Raw genomic sequence first — 18,834 nt, forward strand, 5'->3', positions numbered from 1 at the left:
ACGCCTCTTAGGTGTAGTGTCATCCCTCGTGACACCCGAGGCAAACGCCCCCGTACCGGAAAGCCGATCACCCAAGAGGTGGATCATCGGCGACCCGCTGCCGACCGAACATCTGGAAGGCCAGCTGCTGCCCAAGCATTTGGCGCTTCCCATCTTTGCGAGCGACCCGCTGTCGAGCGTGGCCTACGCGCCGCAAGAACTCCTGATGATCCTGACCCTTGGCGGGCTCGCGTTCCTGAGCTTCGCGCCATGGGTTGCCACCGTGGTCGTGATCCTGCTTATCGTCGTGGTCGCCTCATACCGCCAGCTCATCAAGGCCTACCCTTCCGGCGGCGGCGACTACGAGGTGGCGCACCGCAACCTGGGCGAAAAGGCCGGCCTCGTGGTCGCATCCGCTCTGCTGGTCGACTACGTGATGACCGTCGTCGTGTCAGTCGCGAGCGGCGTGGACAACATTATTTCTGCCATTCCGGCCCTCGATCCGTTCCGGGTCGAAATGGCCGTCGTGTTCATCATCCTGCTGGCCGCCGTCAACCTGCGCGGCGTTCGCGAGTCGAGCAAGGCCTTCGCCATTCCCACATACCTTTTCGTGGCCAGCGTGCTGTTCATGATCGTCGTCGGTCTCGTGCGCACCATTATGGGCGACCCGCCGGTGGCCGAATCGGCTGGCTTCGGCGTGGAGGGCCAAGACCTGTCCCAGGCCGCCTTCATCCTGCTGCTGTTGCGCTCCTTTGCCAGCGGATGCAGCGCGCTCACCGGCGTGGAGGCGATCGCCAACGGCGTTCCCGCCTTCAAACACCCCAAGGTGAAGAACGCGCAGACCACGCTGACCCTCATGGGCGGCATCGCGATCGTTTTGTTCGTGGGTCTCACGACCATCGCACTGGTCTCCAACGTGCACTACGCGGAAGACCCCTGCGACTTGATCGGGTGGGCGGAGTGCGCCACGGAACCGCAGCGCAGCCTGATCGCTCAGGTGGCCGCCGCCACGTTCGGCAATTCCTCGATCATGTTCTTCGTGCTGCAGGCCGCTACCGCAGCGGTGCTGCTGCTCGCTGCCAACACGGCCTTCAACGGATTCCCGCTGCTCGGCTCCGTGCTGGCCCGTGACTCCTACGCACCCAAGTCGCTCAGCACGCGCGGCGACCGCCTGATCTATTCCAACGGCGTCGTGCTTCTCGCACTGGCCGCCTGCCTGATCATGATCGTCTACCGGGCCAACCTCACGCTCCTGATCCAGCTGTACATCATCGGCGTTTTCGTGTCGTTCACTCTCGGACAGACCGGCATGGTGAAGCACTGGCTCAACCTGCTCAAGACCAACCCGCCGCACCGGGCCTCCATCATCTGGAGCCTGTCCATCAACGGCTTCGGCGCAGCCCTCACCGGCGTGGTGTTGATCGTCGTCACGGTGACCAAGTTCACCCACGGCGCCTGGCTCGTCTTCGTGCTGATGCCCGTGCTGTTTGCGCTCATGATGGGTGTCAACCGGTACTACCGCGACGTGGCCAAGGAGATCGAGGTCGACCCAATCACCACCTTCGGCTCCAGCGGTGACCACGCCATCGTGCTCGTGGGCAAGATGCAAAAGCCCGTGCTCAAGGCACTCGACTACGCGATCGCCGCCCGCCACGAGTCCCTCGAGGCGGTACACGTGTCGATCGACGATGCGGAGACCAAGATCCTCAAGCGTGCCTGGGTGAAACAGAATATCCAGGTGCCGCTGCGCATCGTCTCGTCGCCGTACCGGGACATCAGCTATCCACTGATCAGCTACATCCGCGGGCGCCGCGAAGACCACGGCTCCGAGGTTGTCACCGTCTACACGCCAATCTACATAGTGGGCCACTGGTGGGAGGGGCTGCTGCACAACCACAAGGCCCGCCGGTTGCGCCAGAAACTCATGCTCGTGCATGGAGTGACAATCGCCCTGGTGCCATGGCTCCTGGATTCCTCCGAGCTCATCTACGGGCGTCGTTCCCGACCCATCCCTGGCCAGGATCGCCGCGGCGAGCCCGTGCGCACGGGTGCCGTGCTGCGCAAACCGGTGCCGCGCAAGCCGCTTGCTCCAGCGGCCGGTGAGCCGACCACCCGGTCGAACCCCATCGTGACGGGCGTCTCCACCCGGTCGCGCCCCTCCGCGTCTCGCCGCCGCAAGCGCAAGTAGCAGCCCGCCGGGCGCGCGGCTGGGTGAGACCGTATGGCCAGTTCAGGAAATCTGGAGGGCGTAGCCCGACACCGCCGCACACGGTAGCGGCTGAGGAGCGGTGCGGCGGGCGGTCTTCCTGAACTAGCCCCGGGGCACAGGCAGCTCGGGCGCGTCGGGTTCTGCCAGCTTCGCCATGATCCGCCGGGCAGTGACGCGGCCAGCGCGGTTGGCCCCGATCGTGCTTGCCTGGGGGCCATAACCCGCAAAGAATATGCGCGGATCGAGAACGGATGTCCCGGCCTCGACCGAATAGCCGCCAGCCTTGGCCCGCAGCTTCAGTGCCGCGAGGTGCCGCAGTTCCGGCCGGAAGCCAGAGGCCCAGATGATCACGTCGGCCGCGCTCAACGTGCCGTCGGACCAGCGCACGCCACCGGGCTCGACTGCCGTGAACATAGGCCGGGCCACCAGGAGTCCGCTCTCAATTCCCTGCCGGATACGGGGAGTCACCGGCACCCCTGTGCCGCTGACGATGCTCGGCAGGGCACGCCCGGCACGAGCCGCCTGGTCCTGCAGGGTGACCGCCGCCACGGCACCCTCCAGGTCGAGATGCTCCGAGTGCCTCCAGTCGATCGGGCGGCGGGCAGCCCACGTGAGACCTGCCGCGATACCGTCGAGCTCAAGCATGAAACCGATGGCCGATGTTCCGCCGCCCACCACGATCACCCGCTGGCCGGCGAATTGCTCGGCCGACACGTAGTTCGCGGTGTGCACCTGGTGCCCCTTGAAGGTCTCGGCGCCCGGGTAGTGCGGGATGAACGGCGCACCCCAGGTACCCGTGGCGTTCACGAGCACCCGCGTGCTCGTGGTGCGTTCCCCGTAGGCCTCAGAGGACGTGGAAACCACGAGGCGATCGTCGTGGTCGGCCACACTGGTCACCGTGACGGGCCGCACCACGGCCAACCCAAAATGCTCCTCGTACCGACGGTAGTACTCCGCTACGACCTCCCGGGCCGGCCTGGACTGGTCGGCCGTGTCGAAACTCAGCCCCACTTCGGGCATTCCCGGGAGGTCATTCACGCGGTGCGCCGCGCCCAATCGCAGCGATTCCCAGCGATGCTGCCAGGCGCCACCCGGACCGGGCCCGCGGTCAAAAATGACAAAATCCCGGCCAGGAGCCAAATTCAGGGTACGGAGGCAGTAGGCCACCGAGAGGCCTGCCTGGCCCGCGCCAATGATGACGACAGACGCGCTAGAGTCGCTTATCGTCACACCTTAGTGTTACATGTGCGCCTGTGATCCGCGTCGGCGGCTGGCGACGCCCGTCATGCTAAACTGGCATTTAGTTTTTTGAACATGTTTTTCACACATTTTGTTCGGCAATCTCCCGAGTGACTCCGGCTCACTCGGCCTGGCATCGTAAGGGGGTCACGCATGGGGCGCGGCCGTCAAAAAGCAAAGCACACCAAGGTCGCTCGGGAGCTGAAGTATTTCAGTCCCGATACGAACTACAACGCGCTCGAACGCGAGCTCACCGGGCATCCGTCCGACCCGCGTCTCGACGAGGACCTGGCCAAATGGCCGGAGTACGAAAAAGACAAGGCCGAGAAGGCCGCAGCAGCAACGGATGCCGACGAGGACGACGACCAGTACGTCGATCACTACGCCACCGAAGACGAGCAGCGGCGAGCCTGACAGGTTTCCACACCTCACACATTCGGCCCTCAGCGATTCCCTCGCCGAAGGCCTTTCGTGCGCGCTGAAGCCCCGTCTCGCTCTCGCTCTCGCGGCGCGCTACCGCCATAGCGGCAGCGCGCCGCCGTTCGGGCGCGAAGTGAACGCGTGCGACCTGCCGCCGCTCTGCTACCGCGGCGCGCTACCACTACTGCGGCAGCGCGCCGCCACAGGGGTGCGAAACCCGCGCGTGCTCCGAGGATAGCGGCCGCGGCATCCGCTGACCGCTAGCTCGCGAAAGCGCCGACGAGGCGCACGGCCCCGCCGTTGACGCCCTTGGCGCCCTGCTCGAAGCCGGTGATGTCGTGCGGGGCCATCGAGACACGCCCGGTAACCCAGGCGGGGATACCGCTCGTGGCCAGGCGGGCGATAACGGATGACGCGGAGCCCGCGTCGACGACGGCGAACATGCCCACGCCGAGGTTCCAGGTTCCTTCCGAGCTCTCAAGGGAGCTGCCGGCCATGTCGCTGAGCACGCGGAACACCGGAGCGGGCGACCAGGTGGAACGGTCCACCTCGACCCAGGATCCCACCGGCAGCACGCGGGCGAGGTTCGCCGCGATGCCGCCGCCGGTCACGTGGCTGAGCGAGTGGATGGCGCCGGCCAGGTCGGTGTCGGCGAGCACGTCGAGCAGCGGGCCTGTGTAGAGGCGGGTGGGCTCGAGGAGCACCTCACCGACTACGCCGCCCAGCTCAGCGGACCTATCCGTGTAACCGATGCCGCGCTGCGCCAGGATGTGCCTGACCAACGAGTAGCCGTTGGAGTGCAGCCCCGAGGAAGCCATCGCGATCACGACGTCGCCCGAACGCACCTTGTCGGCGCCGAGCACCTGGTCGGCCTCGACAACACCGGTGGCCGCTCCGGCCACGTCGTAGTCGTCCACGCCGAGAAGGCCGGGGTGTTCGGCGGTCTCTCCGCCAACGAGCGCCGTGCCGGTCTCGGCACAGGCGCGGGCGATCCCGGCCACGATCGAGGCGATGCGCTCGGGAACGACCTTGCCGCAGGCGATGTAATCGGTCATGAATAGCGGGCGCGCGCCGACCACGATGATGTCGTCGACGACCATGCCCACGAGGTCCTGGCCGATGGTGTCGTGCTTGTCGATGGCCTGCGCGATGGCGACCTTCGTGCCCACACCGTCGGTCGACGTGGCGAGCAGCGGCTGGCGGTACGACGTGAGGAAAGACACATCGTAGAGGCCGGCGAAGCCGCCCACGCCACCCCAGACCTCCGGACCGTGCGTCTTGGACACGGCTGATTTCATCAGCTCAACGGCAAGGTCACCGGCCGCGGTGTCGACTCCGGCTGCTGCATAGGACGAATTCGTCATTCTTGTCTTCCTGGATCGCCGAACGGTACCTGTCCGAGCGCCGCGAGGGCACTCTCCCGCTGCACGGCCGGCGCGAGCACGGCCTCCAACTCGGCGTCGGGGCCCGGGTCGCATCCGTTGCTTGCCGGTTCACGCTCGAGCAGGTTCTTGCCGAGGTGCTGCGAATCGGGCAGTGCAATGGGGTAAATTCCGGTGAAGCAGGCCGTACACAGGCGCTCACGCGGCTGCTCGGTGGCCTCGATCATGCCGTCTTCGGAGAGGTAGCCGAGCGAGTCGGCGCCGATCGACTGGCGCACCTCGTCGATCTCGAGGCCGGTGGCCACGAGCTCGGCCCGGCTCGCGAAGTCGATTCCGTAGAAACACGGCCACGTGATGGGCGGGCTCGAGATGCGCACGTGCACTTCCGCCGCGCCGGCCTCCCGCAGCATGCTCACGAGGGCGCGCTGCGTGTTGCCGCGCACGATCGAGTCGTCGACCACGATCAGGCGCTTTCCCTTAATCACGTTCTTGAGGGGGTTGAGCTTCAAGCGGATGCCGCGCTGCCGGATGGTCTGCGACGGCGCGATGAAGGTGCGCCCCACATAGGAGTTCTTCACGAGGCCCTGGCCGAACGGGATGCCGGAGGCCTGCGCATAGCCGATGGCCGCCGGCGTGCCGGATTCCGGCGTGGGGATCACCAGGTCGGCCTCGACCGGGTGCTCGGCGGCGAGCCGGCGGCCCATCTCCACGCGCGCCTCGTGCACTCCGCGACCCGCGATCGTCGTGTCGGGGCGGGCGAGGTAGACATACTCGAAGACACAGCCCTTGGGGTCGGCTTTCGCGAAGCGCTGCGTGCGCAGCCCGTTCTCATCGATAGTGATGAGCTCGCCGGGCTCGACCTCGCGCACGAAGCTCGCGCCCACGATGTCGAGGGCGGCTGTCTCGGAGGCCACCACCCAGCCGCGCTCGAGGCGGCCGAGCACGAGCGGACGAACGCCTTGCGGGTCACGGGCGGCGTAGAGGGTGGTTTCGTCCATGAACACGAGGCAGTAGGCACCGCGCAGCCGCGGCAGCACCTCGAGGGCCGTGGCCTCGAGGGTGTGGTCGAGGTCGCCGGTGAGGAGGGCGGTGATCACGGCGGTGTCGGTGGTGTTGCCGCGGGCCAGCTCGCCGTCGACCTTGGGGTAGCGCTCGCGCACGAGTTCGAGCAGTTCGGCCGTGTTGGTGAGGTTGCCGTTGTGACCGAGGGCCACGGTTCCGCTCGACGTGCGGCCGAGGGTGGGCTGGGCGTTCTGCCAGCTCGACGACCCCGTGGTGGAGTACCGGGTGTGCCCCACGGCGATGTGGCCGAGAAGGGTGCTCAGCGAGGCCTCGTTGAAGACCTGCGACACCAGTCCCATGTCTTTGTAGATGAGAATCTTCGAGCCGTCGCTCGTGGCGATTCCGGCGGATTCCTGGCCACGGTGCTGCAGCGCGTAGAGCCCGAAGTAACTGAGCTTGGCCACCTCTTCGCCGGGGGCCCACACTCCGAAGACTCCGCAGGCATCCTGCGGACCCTTCTCATTGGGAAGAAGATCGTGATTTAACAGTCCGTCGCCGCCGGCCAAGGTGCAGCCCCTCTACTCTGATTTCTCGGTGAAATGTTGGGTGTCGGTTGACTCATCCACCGCAGGGGTGGCGCGTGAATCATCTCGTGTCAGTCTATCGGCGACCACTCTATGGCTACGGCGGCCGATGGCACGGTCGAGAACAAGGGCAACGATGCTTCCGAGAAGCACGCCCGCTGCGAGGCAGGCCAGCAGCAGGAAGCCGAAGATCTGGGCCTTGTTGAAGTCGGCGCTGTCGGGGAAAGCCACGGTGAGCACGAGCGCGGAGACCACTCCGACGACGGCGCCCAGAATCATAAAGTTCTTGTAGCGCGGCGAGCGGTGTACCGAGAGTGTGTCTTCGGCGATCACGGACTCCGTGTCCGCGGGCCTGTCGTTAGGTGGGGGCGTGGGCTGCTGTTCTGGCTGTTCGAGAGAACTCACCCGGTTATTCTCCCATGACAGACTGAGTCGGTGAACAGAATTGCGGTACTGGGCAGCGCCAACATGGATCTCGTCGTACGCCAAAGCCGACTCCCCCGCCCCGGAGAGACCATTTTCGGCACCGGATTCGACACCGTTCCCGGCGGCAAGGGACTCAACCAGGCGGTTGCCGCGGCGCGACTCGGCGCCTCGGTCGACTTCGTGGGTGCGGTGGGAGCGGATACCTACGGCGCCGAGCTGCGCGCCCTGCTCGCGGCCGAGGGCATCGGCTTTGACGGCCTGTCGTCGTCGAGCGAGCCCACCGGCACCGCGCACATCTCCGTGGTGGACTCGGGCGAGAACTCGATCGTGGTGGTGTCGGGCGCTAACAGCACCGTGACGACCCTCGACGCCGAACAACGCGAGACCATCTCGGCCGCGGCGTTCCTGGTGATGCAGTGTGAGCTGCCTGTTCCCGTGCTCGTGGAAGCGATTGCCCTGGCCCGGGAGGGCGGCGTCTTCACCGTGCTGACCCCCGCGCCGGTCGTTCCGCTTCCCGAGGGTTTTCTCGCGTCGGTCGACCTCGTGGTGCCCAACCAGATCGAGGCGCAGGAGCTCACCGGCGAGGCCGACCCCGTGCAGGCCGCCGAGGCCCTGAGCGCGGACATGACCTGGGCCATCGTCACCCTCGGTGCCGAGGGCTGCGTCGTCGCCTACGACGGCGAGGTGCTGGGCCTCGCCCCGGCGCGCCCGGTTGATGCCGTGGACACGACCGCGGCCGGCGACACGTTCGTGGGCGCACTGGTGGCGCGCCTCGCCGCGGGGACCGGTGCACCCACCGCGGAGAGCATGGTCGAGGCGCTGCGCTGGGCGACTGTCGCCTCCTCGGTGTCGGTCACCCGCGTGGGCGCCACCACCTCGATGCCGTCGTTCGACGAGGTCGCCGCGATCCTCGCCTGACTCGCGCGCAGCCTGACCCGCCTCGCCCGACCCGCCTCGCGCGCCGCCTCCGCGTGAGCGGGGCCCGGGCCCGGAACGTGGGCCCAGCCTAGATGCTGGGCCCACGTTCACAAGGTGGGCCGTTGTCGCTTTCGCGGACGGGGCGGGGAGTGATGGTCAGGGGCGAGAGCGAATGCGGCGCGCAGCGATTACCGCGAGCACCCCCACCCCGAGCAGTCCCAGCAGAGCGAGGGCGATGGTCCAGATGCCCAGCGCGCGTACCTCGTCGACGGCGGCGAGGTGCGGGTCCGAGGCCCCGGCATCCGCGTTCGCCGCGTCTGTACGCTCGGTTGCCGCATCGGTGGCGACCTCCGCGGCGAGCGCTGCCGCCGCGGTGTCGGCGAGGGCCTGCGATTCGGCGCTCAGCACGAACGCGGTGACCGCACTGCGCGCGGCCGGCGGGGTGCCCGCCGCCCCGGGAGCGGATGCCTCGGGCCCGGCCTCCGGCACCACGACGGCCGGCTCAACGACGGGCGGCTCCGCCACGGTGACCCGGCGAACCTCGGAATAGGCCGTGGCGCCGAACGGATCCGCGGAGAAGGCGTACCAGCCGTGTGTGCCGGCACCGGGGGTCCATACGGCGGTCACCTCCGAGCCGCTCGCCACGTCGGCGAAGGCCGCGATCTCGGTGGTGGTCAGGATGTCGACGGTGAAGGAATCCGTCGCGAGAGTCTTGACCATCGGGGTGAGGCCGAACGCGGCGTAGGGCACGGCAAACTCCTGGTGCGCGAGGTCAAGGGTGGGGTCGTCGGAGTTGTAGGCGTCGAGGTACGGCGAGTACGTGCGCACGCCGATCTGTTGGCTCTCATTGTCGAACTGCAGCAGGCGCAGGAACGACTGCCCGCCCTCTGGCAACCCCTGATAGTCGAAGAGCATCTGGTACACCGAGCGGTCGGGGATGCCGTCGCCGGTGTCGTCGAACTGATCGATGCGGGTGAAGGCGTCGTGGTAGTGGCCGGAGAAGACCATGGCCACGTTCGCGTTGGGGGCCACGACCTCGTCGTAGATCTGCTGCGGCACCTCGCCCAGACCGCCGGTGGTGAGCATGTATTCGTGCAGGTTGAGGATCGCCGTGCGCTCGGGGTACCTGGCGAGAACCTCGTTGAGCCAGTCGATACCCTCCTGGCTCGGCGCCCAGCCCTGGTAGAGCATCAGGAAGTCCATGCCGCCGGCCGTGATCAGGTCGTAGTGACCGCGGTTGTCTTCGAAGCTCTCGCCGAACCAGGGGTTGGCGTCGTAACGGGCGGCGCCGAAGTTGGCCTTGTACGCGGTGTAGTCGTCGTCTTTCTGGCCCACATCGTGGTTGCCGGCCAGCACGCCGTAGGGCAGCTGAGCATCGTCGAGCATGGAGTAGGCCGCGTTGGCGTTGGTCCACTGGTTCTCGTCGAGGTTGTTGTCCACGATGTCCCCGGTGTGAAACAGGTACTGCAGGTTGGTGGCCTCGCGTTCCTCGAGCAGGTAGTTGTGGATGTCGAGCTGGCGTTCATAGTACGACGCGTTGTAGTACTGCGTGTCTGATTCCCAGGCGAGGGTGAAATCGTACGCGGACCGCGGGGTGTCGTTCACGTTGTTGGCGGGCAGCTGGCTCGCTCGGTCGCTCAGGTTCTCCCCGGCGAATCCTTCCGAGTGCTGGATCAGCACGGTGATCACCTGCCCGGTCAGGTGGTTCGCTGCCGGCACCATGGCGTCGAGGGTGAACGCGGTTGTCCCCTCGCCGATCGTCACGTGACGGTCGACCTCGTCCCAGGCCCCTGTAGTCACATTCTGCACGTACATGAGCACCTTGGCGTCGGCGTTAGCGGTTCCGTCCCAACGCACCCGGGCCGTGAAATCGACCCCGGCATCGGCCGGAACGTCGACCTCGAAGAGTTGGTAGGGAAAGGCATCGTCTGAGAACACCGGTTCGGCGGCCCCGTCGAGGCGCGCCATGGCGATGACCTGGTCACCCGTGAGCAGCGTCTTTCCCGCTCTGTCGGTGTCGGTGGCGATGCGGGTCGTTCCCGAGTACGGCCGCACGGTGTTGTCGGCAACGGATGCGACGAATCCCTCGTTGAGGGTGACCTGCAGCCGGTCACCGGTGGGGTCGGTGGCCCGCGCAGTGAGGTCCACCGGCCCCGCCGGCACCGTCGCGCCGTCGAGCGGGGTGATCAGTTCGTTGCCGGGTTCCTCCACAGGCGTGGAGAAAACCGTGCTGAGCACGCTCTGGTTGCCCACCCGGTCCAGCGCGGTGAGGGCGAGCGTGTGGTCGCCGTCGGCAAGTTCGATCGATGAGGTGGCGAACGGCAGGGTGATCGGGCGACCGTCGAGGGTGGCGACGAGAGTGTCGAGGCCGGCGCCGGCATCCGTCGCCTCACCGTCGACCATGAACTCGCCCTGATAGAGCTGCCCGTCGACAACGGATGTCGCCACCTGCGGAGCCGTGTTGTCAACCGTCACCTGTCGGGTCAGCGTGGTCGTGCCGTTGCTCGCGGTCACCGGGTGGGTGCCGTCTTCGACCGCGGTGGTGTCCCACTCGTGCGCGACGGCCATATATGCGTCTTCCGGAATACTGAAGCTCGCGTCGTAGAAGTCGAACTTGCCGGGGCTGTCACCCATGTTGAGCACGAGTTCCGGGTCGGTGTAGCCGGTGGGCTGCAGGCTGCGGCCATCGGGCAGCACGAGGCGCAGGTTGCGAATCTGGAAGTCGTCGTTGTTCTCGTCGAGGTTGATCTCTGGCGCGACCTTCGTGCCGGCCCAGACGCTCACCACGAGGTTGTCGCCCCGGGTCACGTTGGTGAGCGGCACGGGTGTCGCGATGGTCTCCCAGCCCTCCGGGATGCCGTCGTCGAAGATGCGCAGCACGTCCTCGCCCACGAGCACGCCGTTCTTGAAGAACGTGTTCACCGCCGTCACGTCGAAGACGAACTGCGGGGCGGCCTCGAGCTCGGGCTGGGTGGCCACCGGGGCGCCGTCGATGCTGAGCGAGACCGGAGTCGCCGCGGGGCCTGCGTCACCCGCGGCGGAGATCACGGTGGTGCCGGTGAGGAATTGCCCGTCGGTCACGTTCAGGCGCACCGGGGAATCGTCCACACCCGTGAGCGCGACCCGGGTCACGGGGGTGCTGCTGTCGTTACGGCCGTCGCTGGCCGTGAAGAAGTACTCGAACCAGCGTTTGGCCGTGAGGTCTACCTGCTGGAGGTCGTGGCGGTAGGCGCCTGCGGCATCCGTCGTGAGGTTGAATGGCGTGAAATCGGCGTCGAGGTTGCTCTTGAGGTGCAGGGTCACCGTGCGGGCCTGCACATCGTCATTGACCGTGGCCTGAAGCGCGAAGTTCTGCGCCGGGTCGATCTCGCCGAGGGTCTGGTCGGCGGTGACCGGCGCGGTCGTGTCGGCCGCGACGACCATGAGGCCCGCGGGAACCTGCGCCGCGTAGACGGCGCCGGGGGTCGCCGCAACCGTGCCGAGCTTGAGCTGCCGGCCGAGGTTGGTGGCGTCGGCACCGTATTGGATGCCCACGTTCGCCTCCACATCGTCGACGCCGTCGAGGTTGTAGTACGCCGTGTTCACGCTGAAGCCGGTGTTCGTCAGGATCTCGATGCCGCGCGGCGACCCGTTGGCGAGGCCGCCGGCAAAGACCTCCACGAGGTCGGCGCCGGGAGTGAGGCTCGTGCCGAACTGGGCGTTGAAGTCGGCCGCGGTGAGCGCGTCGTTCGGGCCGTTCTTGATCCAGAACACGAGGGCGGCCCCGGGGTCGATCACGGTGTCGGCGGGGGTGCTCGGCCAGCGCACGGTGGAGCTGTTGGTGAGATCGGAGAGCGGGTACAGGTAGTTGAGCGTGTAGTCGGAGAAGTCGATCGGCTCGGCGGTGGCGTTGTATACCTCGATGAACTCGAAGCCGTCGCCCGATCCCACGTTGGTGGTGTCGGGGGTGATCTCGGTGATCTGAAGCGCCGCCGTGACCAGAGTCGGGTCGGGGGTGGGCGTGGGGGCCGGCGTCACGGTGGGCGTGGGGGCCGGCGTCACGGTGGGCGTGGGGGTGGGGGTCGGGGTGGGCGCCTCGACCGGACTGGGGTGACCGGGCGTGGGAACGCCGAGCCGATGCGCGAGCGCTTGGGAGGGCGACTCGCTTGAGGCGGGGGCACCGAAGTGCGCGCTCCTGTCCACGGCGACAGACCCCGCCGGGTAGACCGCCCAGCTGATCGACACATCGGTGCCATCGACAATACGGATGCCGCGGCCACCGCCGTTCGCCATGCCAGGCTGCCCGGTGACCCGCACGACCGCGTACTCGTCGGCGGGGCTCTCCGAAGTCGCGAAATGCGCCCGGAAATCCTGCTCGGTGAACGCCTGGGTGTCGACGGTCGAGGTGGCATAGTCGAGCCAGAACACGGTGGACTCCCCCGCCGCGATCACCGTTCCGGCCGGCACGGCGAAGGGCACGTCCTTCGCGCGGTCGTCAGAGTCGGCGTAGATGTAGCTGAGGCCGATGCCCGCGGCGTCCATGTCGATGTCGACGGTGGTGGTGTTGGTCACCTCGAAGAATTCGAAGTTGTCGTAGCCCACATTGTCGGGGGTGATCTCCGTCACGAGTAGCGGCGCGGACGTCACCGTCGGTGCGGCCGCGGCGGGAGCGGCCGCAGCCACTCCACCGCCCAGAAGTAGCACGAGCCCGAGGGCGATCGGTGACGGACGGAAGGGACGACGGAGAGTGCGCACTGAGCAGGCCTTTGGTTCGGGAGCGGGCTCGCTCAACCTAGGGAAGTCCGGGGTGTTGCCTGTGTCCTTTCGATGAACACTCGGGGTGTTGCCTGTGGCGCGAGGACAAGAACGCTCCCCGAGCGACGCCCACCGGCAGCACAACAGAGCACCCCCTCCGCGGCACCCCTTCCGCGAGAGCGGGTGCGATGTCGCCTCGAGCACCCCCAAGCGACGAACCACCCGCTCTCGCGGAACAACCCCGCGTCGTCTCTCCCGCGAGAGCGGGTCGTTCGTCGCCTCGAGGGGCTCCAACCGACAACGAGCCCGCTCTCGCGGAGGGGGGGGTACGGGGCGGGGGGGCGGGGGTGCGGGAGGAGCGCGCCTACAGAACCGGAACGTGACCCGTGAGGTCGGCGCGGGCTCCGGAGGCGTGGATGAGGCCCGATGCGATTCCGTCGGGCCAGCTCAGGGCGCCCGTTGCGAGGGCGAGCCAGGTGGCGACATCCGTTTCGACGACGTTCGGCGGCGTGCCGCGGGTGTGGCGGGGGCCTGCCACGCACTGCACGGCGCCGAACGGCGGCACCCGCACCTCGAGGGTGTTGCCCTCGGCCTGCTCGGCGAGCAGCTGCAGGGTGTATCGAACGGCCTGCGCACGGATGTCCCGGCTCGCGCCCGCACCCTCGGCGAGCGCCGCGCGCACGGCCACCCGGCCGGCTCCGTCGTCGATTCTCGCTCGTGCCATGGTTCCAGTCTGCCGGATCAGCGCGACGGCGGGTACTCGGCGGCGGGCACGCGGGGACGAACAACATAGATCGCGCCGGTGGACACGTCCTCCTCGATGGCCTCGAGGGTGCGTCCTCGAGTCTCGGGAACCTGGGTGGCAACGAAGAGGATCGCTGCCAGCCCCACAAAGCCGAATATAAAGAACGTCCCCGAAATACCGATGGCCTCCACAGCCGTGGGGAAGAACAGCCCCAGCAAGGCATTCACCGTCCAGCCACAGAAGACCGAGATGCCGATTGCGAGGCCGCGGATGCGCAGCGGGAAAATCTCGGACAGCATCACCCAGATCGCAATGTTCAGGAACGTCTGCATGGAGCCGACAAACAACACGACAAGCAGGAGGATGACAAAGGGACGCGCCGAGTTACCCACCGGGAGCGCGAGGGAAGCGCTTCCGATGAGGAAGTGAGCCGTCGTCGTGAGAATAAAGCCCAGCAGCAAGGTGGTCCGGCGGTTGATGCGCTGCATGAGCGAGAGCCCAATGATGCCGCCGATGACGGCAATCACCCCGGGTGCGATGTTGGCGATCAGAGCTGTGTCCTGATTGAACCCAGCCTCAGTGAGGACGGATTGGCCGTAGTACATGATCGAGTTGATTCCGGTAAGTTGCTGACCGACGGCCAGCCCGATTCCCACCAGAAGAATTCGGATGACCCACTTCTCCTTGAGCGCACGCCATCCGGGGCTGACCAAGGTCGACTGTTCGTTGGCCAGGTGAACGATTTCGTCCAGTTCCGCGCGCGCCCGCTCGGGGCTGCGAACGCTCTCGAGCACAGTCAGGGCATCATCTACCCTGCCCTGTGAAATCAGCCAGCGCGGTGATTCCGGTACCCGCATCATCCCGATCAACAGCGCGACTGCGGGAAGGGCAGCGACGGCGAGCATGTACCGCCAGACACCCTCGTGGTCGCTCCATACCGTTCCAATGACGGCGTTGACGACGAAAGCGGCGAGTTGTCCGATGACAATCATCAATTCGTTCCGCCCAGCCAGCGCGCCCCGAATTTCGAATGGTGCCAGTTCCGACAGGAACACCGGGACAACCACGGATGCCCCACCAACTGCCAAGCCGAGGACGATTCGCCCTGCGACCATGAACTCGAGATTGGGTGTGAAGACACAGGCAAGTGCGCCAGCGATGAAGAAGACGGCGATCAGGATGATCATTTTCCGACGCCCGATCGAGTCGGACAACCTGCCCCCGGCCAACGCCCCGAACGCGGCGCCGACAAGAAGAGAGCTTGTGACCACACCTTCGGTCAGTGCCGTGAGCCCGAGTTCCGCTTTCATGGGCGCCAAAGCGCCGTTGATCACACCCGTGTCATATCCAAAGAGGAGCCCACCCAATGTCGCGATCAAGGCCACTGTTCGCAGCCTATGCGTGTGGCGTCCGATAGTGAGTGGCGGAAGCGGATGCGCCTCAGTGGTGGACAGTGCCCGGCTCATATGACTCCCTCGTCGATGCGACCGGCGAATATTCCGCCGGGAGAGGCGATTTTGGCTGCATCGCCCCGCTGGCTCAACCCTAGACGTTTCTCATATATTGGACAAATCGTCCGTTTTACGAGCGGTCCCTCCCCCTGAAGCCTCGCGATTCGAATTACCGAGTGAACCCTTGGTTGCGTTCACGCTTGGCAACGCGCGCACTCCCACTTGAACTCTCCTCGAGCGCGTCGGCCGAAGCAGAAAGCGCCGAGGCGGCGCGATCCAGCGCCGCGAGGTACTCGTCCCGGTGCGCTCGCATGTCCTCGGCCAGCCCCCCGATCGACACGCAAGCACGCACTTCGCCCGACGGATCGAGAATCGGCCTGCCGAGTGCGCCAATCCCGACCGTGGCATCCTCATCGGAGACCGAGAACCCGCGTTCGAGGGTCCGCTGAATGTCGTCGCGCAACTCGTCTGCCGCCGTCAACGTCGATGGTGTCAGCTTGGCGAGCGGAGCACGCTTCATATAGTCGTCGAGGTCGCCGGCGTAGGCCAGCAGGAGTCGACCTGCCGCACCTGCGTGCAGAGGAAGAGCTCGACCCGGCTTAAAGGTCAGCACACCGATTCCTCGACCCGGCACCCAGTCAATGCACACGGCGTTGTCGTCGCGCAGGACACTCAGGAATGCGGTCTGGCCCGTCGCGTCCACCAAGTCCAACAGCGCCGCTTTCGCTCCCGCCCACTCTTCCATGGCGGAACGAGCCTCGTCGGCAATATGAAGCCAGCGCAGGCTCAAGGCGACTCGTGCGTCCGGAAGAGTCTCGGTGAGATTAATTGCATTGAGGCCATCGACCAGGCGATAGATACTGGGGCGAGGGACGTCGATCCTCTCGGCTATCTCGGCCGGAGTGAGGGGCCCGACTTCTGACAGCAGATCGACGAGATCGCGAGCGTTCGCCAGGACGCGAGTTGGCTTGATCGATTTCATGGCTCTCCTCCGAGATAGCCCAGTGCCCGGCTGCTCGTGAGGGCCGCATCGAGGACGAGGTCAATTGTCGAACGGTCCTCCGACAGGACCAGAGCGCGCAAGCCGCTAATCGACAGGGCGGCCTCGATCTCCCCTCGATGATTGAAGACAGGCGCCCCGATGGCCGCGATGCCCGGCGTCACGTCTCCATCAGAAATGGAGTATCCCCGCACTCGAGTTTCCTCAGCGATTCGATTCAGTTCGGCCCGGCTGGGGATCGAGGCATCGGCAGCCCGGGAGGAATCCAGCTGTTCGATCACAGCCCCCCTCTCGCTGTCAGGCAGGTGAGCGAACAGCGCAACCGGTGCCGCACCGAGGTAGAGGGGCAACGAATCCCCCAGCGACATCGCCAGGGACCGAACATCGCGTCCCTCGAATCGTTCGACGCACACTGCTCGAGTGCCTCGACGCAAGCACAGGAAGCTGGTCGCGCCCGTCGACGCCAGGAGAGCCTTCAGTGACGGAACGGCTGCGTCCCGGACGCTGATCTGGTCTTCCAGACGCCCGCCGATCCGCATGAACTGCACGCCGAGTCGAAACAGGCCGCGACGCGAACCCGGATCCACCCAACCAATAGACGCGAGATTGGTGAGCAGGCGGTAGGTGGAGCTCATTGGTTCATCGACCGCCACGGCGATGGCAGCCGCGGTCAATTCGCCTTGCCCCTCGAGAGCCTGGATCACCGCGTCCGCTTTGGCGAGGATCTCTAAGCCACCACCCTGGGAAGATTCCGTGCTGCTCATACAGTCATCTTCCCACATGCCGGACACGGGTGCTGCCGCGCGGGGAAAGAAAACTATCCAAGCGCACATTTTTCTCATAAGATAGACATGTAGTTCATTTTACGGTATCTTTTACTCAAGGCAAGGTAGCCTCGACCAGACGAAAGAGCGACATGAGCCTAAGCATCGAGAACGATCTCACTACCGCGAATTTGGCCAACATTGCCCAAGAAGCCCGGTGGCGCGTAATAGAAACGGTCACCTCCAGCAAGGCCGGCCACGTCGGCGGTCCCCTGTCCGCAATCGACATGCTGGTTGCCCTCTACTTCCATCAAATGAGAGTGGATCCCGCCAGCCCCCAGAATCCGGACCGCGATCGCTTCATTCTGTCCAAGGGACACTGTGCCATCGGCCTTTACTCAGTCCTGGCGCTGCGCGGCTATTTCCCCGTTGCAGAACTCCTGACATTCGATCACGGCGACTCTCGGCTTCAAGGACATCCCGACATGCTCCTCACCCCGGGTGTTGATTCTTCCTCCGGATCGCTGGGACAAGGGCTCTCCGCAGGTGCAGGGATGGCCCTTGCAGCGAAGCGTCTGGGAAAGGAGTTCCACACGTGGGTCATGGTCGGCGATGGCGAAATTGAAGAGGGCATGGTGTGGGAGACGATCATTGCCGCGCCTCGGTACGGCCTCGACAACCTGACCCTGGTCATCGACCTGAATGGCCTGCAGCAGTACGGTTGGCCGGCCGGCAAGGGCGACCGCTTCGACAGGAGCGAACCTATGGGCCACGTCGATCTTCCCGCCGTGCTCGGCGGATTCGGCTGGAACGTCATCTCGATCGATGGGCACGACTTCAACGACATCCTGGCCGGCTATGCGCGGGCAGAGGAACACCGAGGCGTCTCCGGCAAGCCCACCGTGATCATCGGAAATACGACGAAGGGAAATGGCATCTCGTTCACCAGCGGAACCTACAAGTGGCACAACGGTGTCGCAACCCCCGAACAGCTCGAGACAGCCCGCGCCGAACTGCGCGACACGGAGACAGGAATGTACGCATGAAGGCTCAGCGCCAGGTCTGGGGAGAAACGCTCGCCGAGCTCGCCCAAGTCGACTCGCGAGTAGTCGTTCTGGACGCGGACCTCGCCACGTCAACCAGGGCCGACATCGTCGCCGACAAGGCTCCCCATGCATTCATCCAGATCGGCATCGCCGAACAGAACATGGTCGGTATGGCCTTCGGCATGTCGACCCTGGGCTACCGACCGTGGCTCTCCACGTTCGGCGTCTTCCTCACCCACCGAGCCCTGGACCAAATCCGGATGCTCGTCTCGCAGACCAAAGCGCCGGTACGCATCGCGGCTGCATACAGCGGGTTGTTGAATGGCTCCAGCGGCAAGACCCATCAAGACATCGAAGACCTGGCCATCATGAGGGCAATGCCCAACATGACCGTGCTCGCTCCCGCCGATGAATTCGAGGCTGCCGCCATCATCCGCTGGGCCGCCGAGCATGACGGCCCGGTTTACATCCGTTTCGCCCGCGACGCAGTCCGGCCCGTATTCGACGCCAGCTACACATTCGTCCCTGCGCAACCGGTCGAACTGCTCGCCGGGCCCGACATCACCCTGATCTCCACGGGCGTGCAGACCTCGCGCACATTCGAGGCCGCTCAGCTCCTCGCGGCCGACGGCATCCAAGCGCAGCTCATTCATCTGCCCTCCATCAAACCGCTCGATGAGGCGGCGCTCCTGTCGACCGTCGGCGACGCGAAGCACGTCATCACCGTCGAAGACCATAGCCGCATCGGCGGACTGGGTGGGCTCATTGCCGAGATAGCCGCAACTGCCGGCAGCTTCCGCGTCACGCGGATTGGCCTCGATGACCGATGGGCGGAATCTGCACCCAATGACTTCCTTCTGGACAAATACGGACTGTCGCCAGAGCGCGTCGCAGACAGCATCCGTGGCGCCCTCAAGCAGTCAGGGTGAGGTCCC

General features: G+C 66.0%; 14 protein-coding genes. 5 read left to right on the forward strand and 9 right to left on the reverse strand.

Translation table 11 applies throughout. From position 1 onward, the window contains the following. Window positions 1–28 precede the first annotated feature (28 nt). Window positions 29–2,167 (forward strand): APC family permease, encoded by a 2,139-nt coding sequence (locus BJ997_RS16955; protein ID WP_084141279.1) that lies wholly within the window; start codon window positions 29–31, stop codon window positions 2,165–2,167. A gap of 123 nt (window positions 2,168–2,290) precedes the next feature. Here BJ997_RS16955 and BJ997_RS16960 read toward each other — a convergent pair whose 3' ends face one another. Further along, window positions 2,291–3,418 (reverse strand): NAD(P)-binding domain-containing protein, encoded by a 1,128-nt coding sequence (locus tag BJ997_RS16960; protein ID WP_035837130.1) that lies wholly within the window; start codon window positions 3,416–3,418, stop codon window positions 2,291–2,293. Window positions 3,419–3,580: 162 nt separating this feature from the next. Here BJ997_RS16960 and BJ997_RS16965 point away from each other — a divergent pair, with 162 nt between their 5' ends. Further along, window positions 3,581–3,841 (forward strand): DUF3073 domain-containing protein, encoded by a 261-nt coding sequence (locus BJ997_RS16965; RefSeq protein ID WP_035837129.1) that lies wholly within the window; start codon window positions 3,581–3,583, stop codon window positions 3,839–3,841. A gap of 266 nt (window positions 3,842–4,107) precedes the next feature. Here BJ997_RS16965 and purM read toward each other — a convergent pair whose 3' ends face one another. Genes purM through BJ997_RS16980 form a run of 3 tightly spaced genes read right to left on the reverse strand, consistent with a single transcriptional unit; the run spans window position 4,108 to window position 7,220 of the window. Then, window positions 4,108–5,211, reverse strand: coding sequence for a phosphoribosylformylglycinamidine cyclo-ligase (gene purM / locus BJ997_RS16970; protein WP_035837128.1), 1,104 nt, complete (start codon window positions 5,209–5,211; stop codon window positions 4,108–4,110). After that, complete coding sequence (gene purF / locus BJ997_RS16975) at window positions 5,208–6,797, reverse strand: amidophosphoribosyltransferase (protein WP_052542340.1); 1,590 nt, start codon at window positions 6,795–6,797, stop codon at window positions 5,208–5,210. Before purF ends, purM begins: the two co-directional genes overlap by 4 nt. Window positions 6,798–6,809: 12 nt before the next feature. Next, window positions 6,810–7,220, reverse strand: coding sequence for a hypothetical protein (locus BJ997_RS16980; protein ID WP_152602219.1), 411 nt, complete (start codon window positions 7,218–7,220; stop codon window positions 6,810–6,812). A 30-nt stretch (window positions 7,221–7,250) separates the two neighbouring features. On the opposite strand from BJ997_RS16980, the gene BJ997_RS16985 reads away from it, so the two are divergent. After that, entirely contained in the window at window positions 7,251–8,159 is a 909-nt protein-coding gene (locus BJ997_RS16985) for a ribokinase (protein WP_084141277.1), read from the forward strand. 156 nt (window positions 8,160–8,315) lie between these two features. Here BJ997_RS16985 and BJ997_RS16990 read toward each other — a convergent pair whose 3' ends face one another. The 5 genes from BJ997_RS16990 to BJ997_RS17010 all read right to left on the reverse strand — a co-directional run bounded on the left by BJ997_RS16990 (window position 8,316) and on the right by BJ997_RS17010 (window position 16,853). After that, on the reverse strand, window positions 8,316–12,893 hold the full coding sequence (locus BJ997_RS16990; protein WP_052542338.1) for a metallophosphoesterase: 4,578 nt from the start codon (window positions 12,891–12,893) through the stop codon (window positions 8,316–8,318). 364 nt (window positions 12,894–13,257) lie between these two features. Continuing rightward, on the reverse strand, window positions 13,258–13,617 hold the full coding sequence (locus BJ997_RS16995; protein ID WP_035837126.1) for a sterol carrier family protein: 360 nt from the start codon (window positions 13,615–13,617) through the stop codon (window positions 13,258–13,260). Window positions 13,618–13,634: 17 nt separating this feature from the next. Next, on the reverse strand, window positions 13,635–15,104 hold the full coding sequence (locus BJ997_RS17000; protein WP_035837125.1) for a sugar porter family MFS transporter: 1,470 nt from the start codon (window positions 15,102–15,104) through the stop codon (window positions 13,635–13,637). A gap of 154 nt (window positions 15,105–15,258) precedes the next feature. Continuing rightward, window positions 15,259–16,071 (reverse strand): IclR family transcriptional regulator, encoded by an 813-nt coding sequence (locus BJ997_RS17005; protein WP_052542337.1) that lies wholly within the window; start codon window positions 16,069–16,071, stop codon window positions 15,259–15,261. Beyond that, window positions 16,068–16,853, reverse strand: coding sequence for an IclR family transcriptional regulator (locus BJ997_RS17010; RefSeq protein ID WP_035837139.1), 786 nt, complete (start codon window positions 16,851–16,853; stop codon window positions 16,068–16,070). The genes BJ997_RS17005 and BJ997_RS17010 overlap by 4 nt, the downstream gene beginning before the upstream one ends. Window positions 16,854–17,005: 152 nt before the next feature. Between BJ997_RS17010 and BJ997_RS17015 the strand changes: the two genes are divergently transcribed. Both BJ997_RS17015 and BJ997_RS17020 read left to right on the forward strand, forming a co-directional pair. After that, entirely contained in the window at window positions 17,006–17,899 is an 894-nt protein-coding gene (locus BJ997_RS17015; RefSeq protein ID WP_035837124.1) for a transketolase, read from the forward strand. Next, the gene (locus tag BJ997_RS17020; RefSeq protein WP_035837123.1) at window positions 17,896–18,828 is read left to right on the forward strand and encodes a transketolase family protein; all 933 of its coding nucleotides are present in this window, start codon (window positions 17,896–17,898) and stop codon (window positions 18,826–18,828) included. Before BJ997_RS17015 ends, BJ997_RS17020 begins: the two co-directional genes overlap by 4 nt. Window positions 18,829–18,834: the final 6 nt, after the last annotated feature.

The organism is Cryobacterium roopkundense (genome assembly GCF_014200405.1).
Taxonomy (GTDB): domain Bacteria; phylum Actinomycetota; class Actinomycetes; order Actinomycetales; family Microbacteriaceae; genus Cryobacterium; species Cryobacterium roopkundense.